Source organism: Demequina activiva, assembly GCF_016862815.1.
Taxonomy (GTDB): Bacteria; Actinomycetota; Actinomycetes; order Actinomycetales; family Demequinaceae; genus Demequina; species Demequina activiva.
Window position 1 is genome coordinate 149,436 of the sequence record NZ_BONR01000005.1, and the last position, 7,357, is coordinate 156,792.

General features: G+C 68.8%; 6 protein-coding genes. 3 read left to right on the top strand and 3 right to left on the bottom strand.

Annotated features, from left to right (window positions below; all coding sequences use genetic code 11):
- Both Dac01nite_RS11110 and Dac01nite_RS11115 read right to left on the bottom strand, forming a co-directional pair.
- Complete coding sequence (locus Dac01nite_RS11110) at positions 1 to 1,053, bottom strand: ABC transporter permease (RefSeq protein ID WP_203656961.1); 1,053 nt, start codon at positions 1,051 to 1,053, stop codon at positions 1 to 3.
- Positions 1,050 to 2,570 (bottom strand): sugar ABC transporter ATP-binding protein, encoded by a 1,521-nt coding sequence (locus tag Dac01nite_RS11115; protein ID WP_203656962.1) that lies wholly within the window; start codon positions 2,568 to 2,570, stop codon positions 1,050 to 1,052. The genes Dac01nite_RS11110 and Dac01nite_RS11115 overlap by 4 nt, the downstream gene beginning before the upstream one ends.
- A gap of 285 nt (positions 2,571 to 2,855) precedes the next feature.
- Between Dac01nite_RS11115 and Dac01nite_RS11120 the strand changes: the two genes are divergently transcribed.
- The 3 genes from Dac01nite_RS11120 (at position 2,856) to Dac01nite_RS11130 (ending at position 6,216) form a co-directional block, all read left to right on the top strand.
- On the top strand, positions 2,856 to 3,920 hold the full coding sequence (locus tag Dac01nite_RS11120) for a substrate-binding domain-containing protein (RefSeq protein WP_203656964.1): 1,065 nt from the start codon (positions 2,856 to 2,858) through the stop codon (positions 3,918 to 3,920).
- Positions 3,921 to 4,024: 104 nt separating this feature from the next.
- Positions 4,025 to 5,194 carry a Gfo/Idh/MocA family protein gene (locus tag Dac01nite_RS11125; RefSeq protein ID WP_239066629.1) on the top strand — a complete coding sequence of 390 codons (1,170 nt, stop codon included), beginning with the start codon at positions 4,025 to 4,027 and terminating at the stop codon, positions 5,192 to 5,194.
- Positions 5,195 to 5,214: 20 nt separating this feature from the next.
- Positions 5,215 to 6,216, top strand: coding sequence for a sugar phosphate isomerase/epimerase family protein (locus Dac01nite_RS11130; protein WP_203656965.1), 1,002 nt, complete (start codon positions 5,215 to 5,217; stop codon positions 6,214 to 6,216).
- Between the two features lie 132 nt (positions 6,217 to 6,348).
- Here the strand turns inward: Dac01nite_RS11130 and Dac01nite_RS11135 are convergent.
- On the bottom strand, positions 6,349 to 7,357 hold a 1,009-nt coding region (locus Dac01nite_RS11135), incomplete at its 5' end, for an ROK family protein (protein WP_203656966.1).

A 7,357-nucleotide genomic window follows, 5' to 3' on the forward strand; every position in this document is an offset into this window, starting at 1 on the left:
TTAGGCGGTGGACGGAGCCTGGCGGTTCGCGAGGCGCTGCTGCAGCATCACCGCGACCACGATGATGACGCCCTTGGCGACCAGCTGCCACGAGCTGGAGAGGTTGTTCTGGGTGAAGACGTTCACCAGCACCGCGAACAGCATCACGCCCAGGACGGTGCCGCCGATCGTGCCGCGGCCACCCACCAGCAAGGTGCCGCCGACGACCACGGCGGCGATCACGTCGAGCTCGACCAGCTGGCCATGCGTCGACGTTCCGGCAGTGGTGCGTGACAGCGTGATGAGTGCAGCGATTCCCGCGCACGCTCCCGAGATGATGTACAGGTACACCATGTGACGCTTGACGTTGACGCCCGCGAGCCGCGCCGCAGTGGGGTTGCCACCGATCGCGACGGTGCGCCGGCCGAACGTGGTGCGGTTGAAGAGGAACCACCCGGCGATCGCGACGGCCACGAAGATCCACACGATCCAGTCGACGCCCAGGAAGTCGCCGCGGAAGAAGTCGAGGAAGCCCTGGTTGTTGACGACCTGAGTGGACCGTCCCGAGATGACCTCCGCGAGTCCTCGAGCGCCCACGAGCATCGCCAGGGTCGCGATGAACGCGACGACCTTGCCGTACGCGATGATGAGGCCGTTCGTGAGACCTGCTATCACGCCCACCGCGATCGCCACGAACACCATCAACGGCCAGAAGCCGGCCGATGCGGTCTGGATCGCGCCCAGCGTCGCGATGACCGAGGAGAGCCCCAGGACGGATCCCACCGACAGGTCGATTCCTCCTGCAGTGATGACGAAGGTCATGCCGATCGCCATCACGCCGATGACGGCGGCGTAGCGCACGATCACGAAGAAGTTGTCGACGTTCATGAAGTTCTCGCCAGCGGTGATGGCGCCCACCGCGATCAGCAGCAGGAGTGCGACGACCAGTCCCACGCTGCGGCCAGCGGGGCTGGCGAAGAAGCGCTTCACGGGATTCGCGGCGGAGGCCCCGGAGGTCTTCTCCGGGGCGTCGGGTGCGCCGCTCGCGTCGGGGGTGGTGGTCTGCTCGCTCACGCGGCACTTCCCTTCATGACCAGGTCGAGCACTCCGTGCTCGTCGATATCTGCTGTGGAACGCTCGGCGAGCACGTGCCCGTCGGCGATGATGAGAGCGCGGTCGGCGAGCCCCAGGACCTCCTCGATCTCCGAGGAGACCACGAGGATGGCGGTGCCCGCTGCTGCCAGGTCGCGGATCAGTCCGTAGATCTCGACGCGGGCGCCCACGTCGACGCCGCGGGTGGGCTCGTCGAGGATGAGCACCTCGGTGCCGTGGATCAGCCAGCGCGCCAGCATGATCTTCTGCTGGTTGCCGCCCGAGAGCGTGCGGGTGATGCGGTTCGGCTCGGCGGGCCGCAGGTCGAGGGCCTTCATCTGCTCCTCGGTGGCGCGGCGCTCGGCGCCCTCGTCGAGCAGGCCGCTCTTGGCGAACCGAGCGAACGTCGACAGCGTCGCGTTGCGGTAGATGGGCTCCTCCAGCAGGAGGCCCTGGCTCTTGCGCTCCTCGGGTGACAGGCCCACGTCCGCGCGAACCGCGGACGCCACGGACCCCGGCTTGAGCGTCCTGCCGTGGACCTTGACGGTGCCGGTCGTGGCCTTGCGATGGCCGTAGATGGTCTCGAGGATCTCGGAGCGGCCCGAGCCCACGAGGCCCGCCAGGCCCACGATCTCGCCTGCGCGCACGCTCAGGCTGACGCCGTCGAACACACCCGCGAGGGAGAGGTTCTCGACCTCCAGCACCACCGGAGCGTCGTCGGCGACGGGCGCGCGCTGGGGGAAGGCGTGCTCGATGTCGGTGCCGGTCATCAGCGGGATCAGCTCGTTCGTGGGCGTCGCCGAGACAGCGAGGTTCGAGCCCACCGAGGCGCCGTCCTTCAGCACCGTGATGCGGTCGCCGATGCGCTCGATCTCCTCGAGCCTGTGCGAGATGTAGATCACCGCGATGCCGAGATCCGTGAGCTCGCCCACGACGCGGAAGAGGTTGTTCACCTCCTCGGAGTCGAGCACGGCGCTCGGCTCGTCCATGATCATCAGCTGGATGTCATGCGAGAGAGCGCGGGCCATGGACACGATCTGCTTGTTGGCGGGGGACAGGGTCCCGACCTCGCGCGACGGCGACAGGCTCGGGTGGCCCAGGCGCTCCATCAGCTCACGGGTGCGCTTCGCGGCCTCCCGGCTGCTCAGCACGCCACCCTTGGCGAGCTCGTGTCCCAGGAAGATGTTCTCTGCGATGGACAGTCCGTCCACCACGTCGAGCTCCTGGTACATGGTGGCGATGCCCAGCTCGAGCGCCGCGACGGGGCTCGCGATGCGCACGGGCTCGCCGTTCCAGATGATCTCGCCCTCGTCGGGCTGATGCGCGCCGGAGAGCGTCTTGATCAGGGTGGACTTGCCCGCGCCGTTCTGGCCGAGCACGCAGTGGACCTCGCCGGGTCGCACATCCAGGTCGACGCCCTTGAGCGCGCGAGTCGGGCCGAAGCTCTTCACGAGCCCTCGGACCTCGAGTAATGACTTTTGGCGGTCGTCTTTGATCACGGCTTGAAGATAACACAGCGCACAGAGCCCCGGAAGGAACTCTGACAGCGCCGATGACCCTCGCGCACGCGCATGACACTACCCATGATCGCGCGCGCGAGAGCAGAGTTCTTCGTTGCCAAACCGTTATGACGGTACGCATGCAGAAGTTGCCCACCACTTGCCGGATTCTGTTACGTTGAGGCTTGTCAGTGTGGACATCGAGCCGACTCGCACCGCGATCCCCGGCACGGCGTGACCCCTATCGCTGGCAACGACGACAGTGATCCATAGAGGAGGAACACCATGTACGCATTCCGCTCCAAGCGACTGCGGATGATGGCCACCACCGGGGCGGCGCTCGCGGGCGTGGCACTGCTGGCTGGCTGCAGCACGGACGACGCCGACGGCGACGACACCGGCAGCGAGGACACCGAGGAGACCACCGAGACCGGCGGCGACGAGGGCGGCACCGGCGACACGGTCGTCATCGGCTTCTCCGGCCCGGCGGCCGACCACGGCTGGCTCGGCGCCATCAACTCGGCCGCGATCGCGGAGGCGGAGTCCTACGACGACGTCGACCTGCGCATCGCCGAGGGCACCAACGACGCCAACCTGCAGATCAGCCAGGTCGAGACCTTCGTCAACGAGGGCGTCGACGTGATCGTGCTGCTGCCCACCGACGGCGCGGCGCTCACCGAGGCCGCGATCAACGCGATGAACGCGGGCGTGCCCGTGGTCAACGTGGACCGCGAGTTCTCGTCCACCGACGCCGCTCGCGTCACCATCCTGGGTGACAACTACGGCATGGGCGTGAGCGCCGGCGAGTACATGTGCGAGCGTCTGGGCGACCAGCCCGATGCGATCATCGGCGAGATCGCCGGCATCGACTCGCTCCAGCTCACCACGGACCGCTCGCAGGGCTTCAGCGACGCTCTGGCCGAGTGCGGACTGTCCGTCTCGGCTCGCGTGGCGGCAGAGTTCACCATCGACAGCGGCCAGGAGGTCACGGCGCAGCTGCTCTCCGCGAACCCGGAGTTCGACGCCATCTGGAACCACGACGACGACCAGGGCATCGGCGTCCTGGCTGCGATCGACGAGGCCGGCCGCGACGAGTTCTTCATGGTCGGTGGAGCTGGCTCCGCCAACGCCATGCGCGAGATCGCGTCGGGCGAGTCGGTGCTCGAGGCGACGGTCATCTACCCGTCGACCCAGGCTGCGGACGGCATCGCGCTCGCGCGACTGCTCGGACTGAACCAGGGCATGGGCGACCTCGTCTCCCCCGGAGTGCCGCACCGCATCGTCCTCGATGCGCCCGTGGTGACCGCGGAGAACGTGGACGAGTTCATGGACATCGGCTTCGAGTCCTGACCGGCTGAGCTGACCGATGGTGCGGTGGCTGTGCCCTGAGGCGCAGCCACCGCACCGTCACCATCTCGACCCCCTTCTTCGCCACGACAGAAAGCGAGAGCACGATGCCCGCGCCGCTGCGCGTCGCCATGATCGGCAATGGATTCATGGGCGCCGCACACTCCCAGGGCTGGAGGACAGCCCCCCGATTCTTCGACCTGCCAGCCATCCCCGAGATGACGGTCATGGTGGGCCGTGACCCCGACAAGAACGCCGCCCTCGCCCAGAGGTGGGGGTGGGCGGAGGCGTCGCAGGACTTCGACGCCGTGATCGCCCGCGACGACATCGACGTGGTCGACATCGTCACCCCTGGCAACCTGCACTGCGACATGGCGATCGCCGCCCTCGAGGCAGGCAAGCATGTGCTGTGCGAGAAGCCGCTCGCGAACACCGTGGAGGAGGCCAAGCGCATGGATGCCGCGGCCACCGCGGCTGCCGAGCGCGGCGTTCTCGCCATGGTGGGCTTCACCTACCGCCGCGTGCCTGCTGCGGCCTTCGCCCGCGACCTCGTCGCGCGCGGCGCCCTGGGAACCATCCGCCAGGTGCGTGCTCAGTATCTTCAGGACTGGCTGTCCGACCCCGAGGCGCCGCTCACATGGCGCATGGACAAGTCCAAGGCCGGATCCGGCGCGTTGGGCGACATCGGAGCGCACGCGATCGACATGGCTCAGTTCATCACCGGCCAGACCATCGACTCCGTCTCCGGCGTGATGGAGACGTTCGTGAAGGAGCGGCCGACGATGGGCGAGGGCCAGGGACTGTCCGGCAGCGCCGGCGAGGGCCGCGGCCCCGTGACCGTGGACGACTACGCCGCCTTCAACGGCCGCTTCGACTCCGGCGCGCTCGGCACGTTCGAGGCCACTCGCTTCGCGACGGGCCGCAAGAATGCGCTGCGCGTCGAGGTCGCTGGCGACAAGGGAAGCATCCTCTTCGACCTCGAGGACATGAACGCGATCCAGTACTACGACGCGACGGCACCTGCGACCGAGCAGGGCTTCCGCCGCATCTACGTCACCGAGGCGGACCACCCGTACCTCGAGGCGTGGTGGCCCCCGGGCCACATGCTCGGCTACGAGCACGGCTTCTCCCACCAGGTGAAGGACCTGGTGGAGGCCCTTGCTGCGGGCGTTCAGCCCACGCCGTCGTTCGCCGACGGCTACCAGGTCCAGCGGGTGCTCGACGCGGTCGAGCGCAGCGCGGGTGACGGCAGCGCGTGGGTCTCCACCCAGGCATAGATACGAAAGGAACTGCAGCAATGGCGCGACAGATCTCTCTGTTCACCGGCCAGTGGGCCGACCTCCCGCTCGAGGAGGTCGCAGGCCTGGCGTCCGGGTGGGGCTATGACGGCCTCGAGCTCGCATGCTGGGGCGATCACCTCGACGTGAGTCGCTGGGACGACGACGAGTACGTCCAGGGACGGCTCGACCTCATGGAGCGTCACGGTCTCGCGATCGTGGCGATCTCCAACCACCTCACCGGGCAGGCGGTGTGCGACGATCCCATCGACCGCCGTCATGAGGAGATCCTTCCTCCCGCGGTGTGGGGCGACGGCGACCCCGAGGGCGTGCGACAGCGCGCCGCGAACGCGATCAAGGACACGGCGCGCATGGCCTCGAAGCTGGGCGTGAAGACGGTCGTGGGCTTCACCGGATCCTCGATCTGGAAGACGCTCGCGATGTTCCCGCCCGTGCCCGCGGACATGGTCGAGGCCGGGTACCAGGACTTCGCCGACCGTTGGAACCCCATCATGGACGTGTTCGACGAGGTGGGCGTGCGCTTCGCGCTCGAGGTCCACCCGAGCGAGATCGCCTACGACTACTGGACCGCCAAGCGCGTGCTGGAGATCATGAGCGACCGCCCCTCGTTCGGCCTCAACTGGGACCCCAGCCACATGGTGTGGCAGGACGTGGACCCGGTGAGCTTCCTGTGGGACTTCCAGGACCGGATCTACCACGTGCACTGCAAGGACACCAAGAAGCGTCTGAACGGTCGCAACGGCCGGCTGTCCTCGCACCTCGCGTGGGCGGACCCGCGTCGCGGGTGGGACTTCATCTCCACCGGGCATGGCGACGTGCCGTGGGAGGACTCGTTCCGGATGCTCAACGCGATCCAGTACGACGGACCTCTCTCCGTCGAGTGGGAGGACGCCGGCATGGACCGCCTCGTGGGCGCTCCCGAGGCGCTCGAGTTCGTGCGTCGCTACGCGTTCGATGCGCCGGATGCGGCGTTCGACGCGGCCTTCAGCTCCAAGGACTGACCCGCCCCACGCACGACGACGGCCCCCCGCGCTCCGGCGCGGGGGGCCGTTCGCGTGCTGGGGGCTGAGGCGCTGGGGCGAGCGGCCGATGCGCGCGTGACGCTCCCATCGGCCGTCGCCGCGCGTGAGCGCTCAGGGGGTGGTGGCGCGGACCAAGGCCTCGACGCTGTCCACCGACAGCGCGTGCTGGATCGCCATCGACGACGCGCCTGACACGGCAGCCTTGTCGCTGCCGCGCGAGCGCACGATCTGCAGGCTGCCGGTCGCGAGCGGCGTCGAGCGCGTGTAGATGACCTCGCGCGCGCCGGCGAGCAGGTGGTCGCCCGCGTTCGCGACCGGACCGCCCAGCACGATGACGGCGGGGTTGATGAGGCTCACACAGGTGGTGAGGACCTGGCCGATCACGCGCCCGGCCTCGCGCACCGCGCGCACGGCCTCGATGTTGCCCTGGTTCACGGCGGCGGCGACGTCCTGCGGGCTCGTCACGTCGAGGCCCTTCGTGCGCAGCTCGGCGGCGATCGCCGGACCGGCGGCGACGGCTTCGAGGCAGCCCGTCGAACCGCATCGGCAGAGGACGTCGTCTGCGCCAGCGACGTACACATGCCCGATGTCCCCAGCGATGCCCTGGGCGCCGCGGTGCACCCGACCACCGGCGATCATGCCTGCGCCGATGCCCGTGGACACCTTGAGGAACAGCAGGTCGTCCACGTCGGGCCAGTGGTCGTTGCGCTCACCCACGGCCATGACGTTCACGTCGTTGTCGACCAGCGTGGGGACACCGAAGGCGTCGCCCAGCATCCCCGGCACGTCGAACCGGTCCCAGCCAGGCATGATGGGCGGGTCCACGGGGCGGCCGGTGGTGTGCTCGACCGGTCCGGGAAGCCCCACGCCGACGGCGCGCAGGAAGTCCTGCGTCCCGTGCTCGTCGAGCAGGCGCCGGCCCTCGTCGATGACCCAGCCCAGCACCTTCTCGGGGCCCTCCGCGACCGCGATCGACACCTCGATGTCGCGCACCAGGCTGCCGTGCAGATCGCTGATCCCGATGTGGGCGTGAGTGGCGCCGATGTCCACGCCCAGCACGCCCTGCTGCGTGCCGTCGAAGGCGAACTGGCGCGACGGGCGCCCGCCGGTGGAGGCGGCG

What these genes read in the sequence shown, in the direction of transcription:
- Dac01nite_RS11130 (WP_203656965.1), top strand. Translation starts at nt 5,215, where the DNA reads ATGGCGCGACAGATCTCTCTGTTCACCGGCCAGTGGGCCGACCTCCCG.
- Dac01nite_RS11125 (WP_239066629.1), top strand. Translation starts at nt 4,025, where the DNA reads ATGCCCGCGCCGCTGCGCGTCGCCATGATCGGCAATGGATTCATGGGC.
- Dac01nite_RS11120 (WP_203656964.1), top strand. Translation starts at nt 2,856, where the DNA reads ATGTACGCATTCCGCTCCAAGCGACTGCGGATGATGGCCACCACCGGG.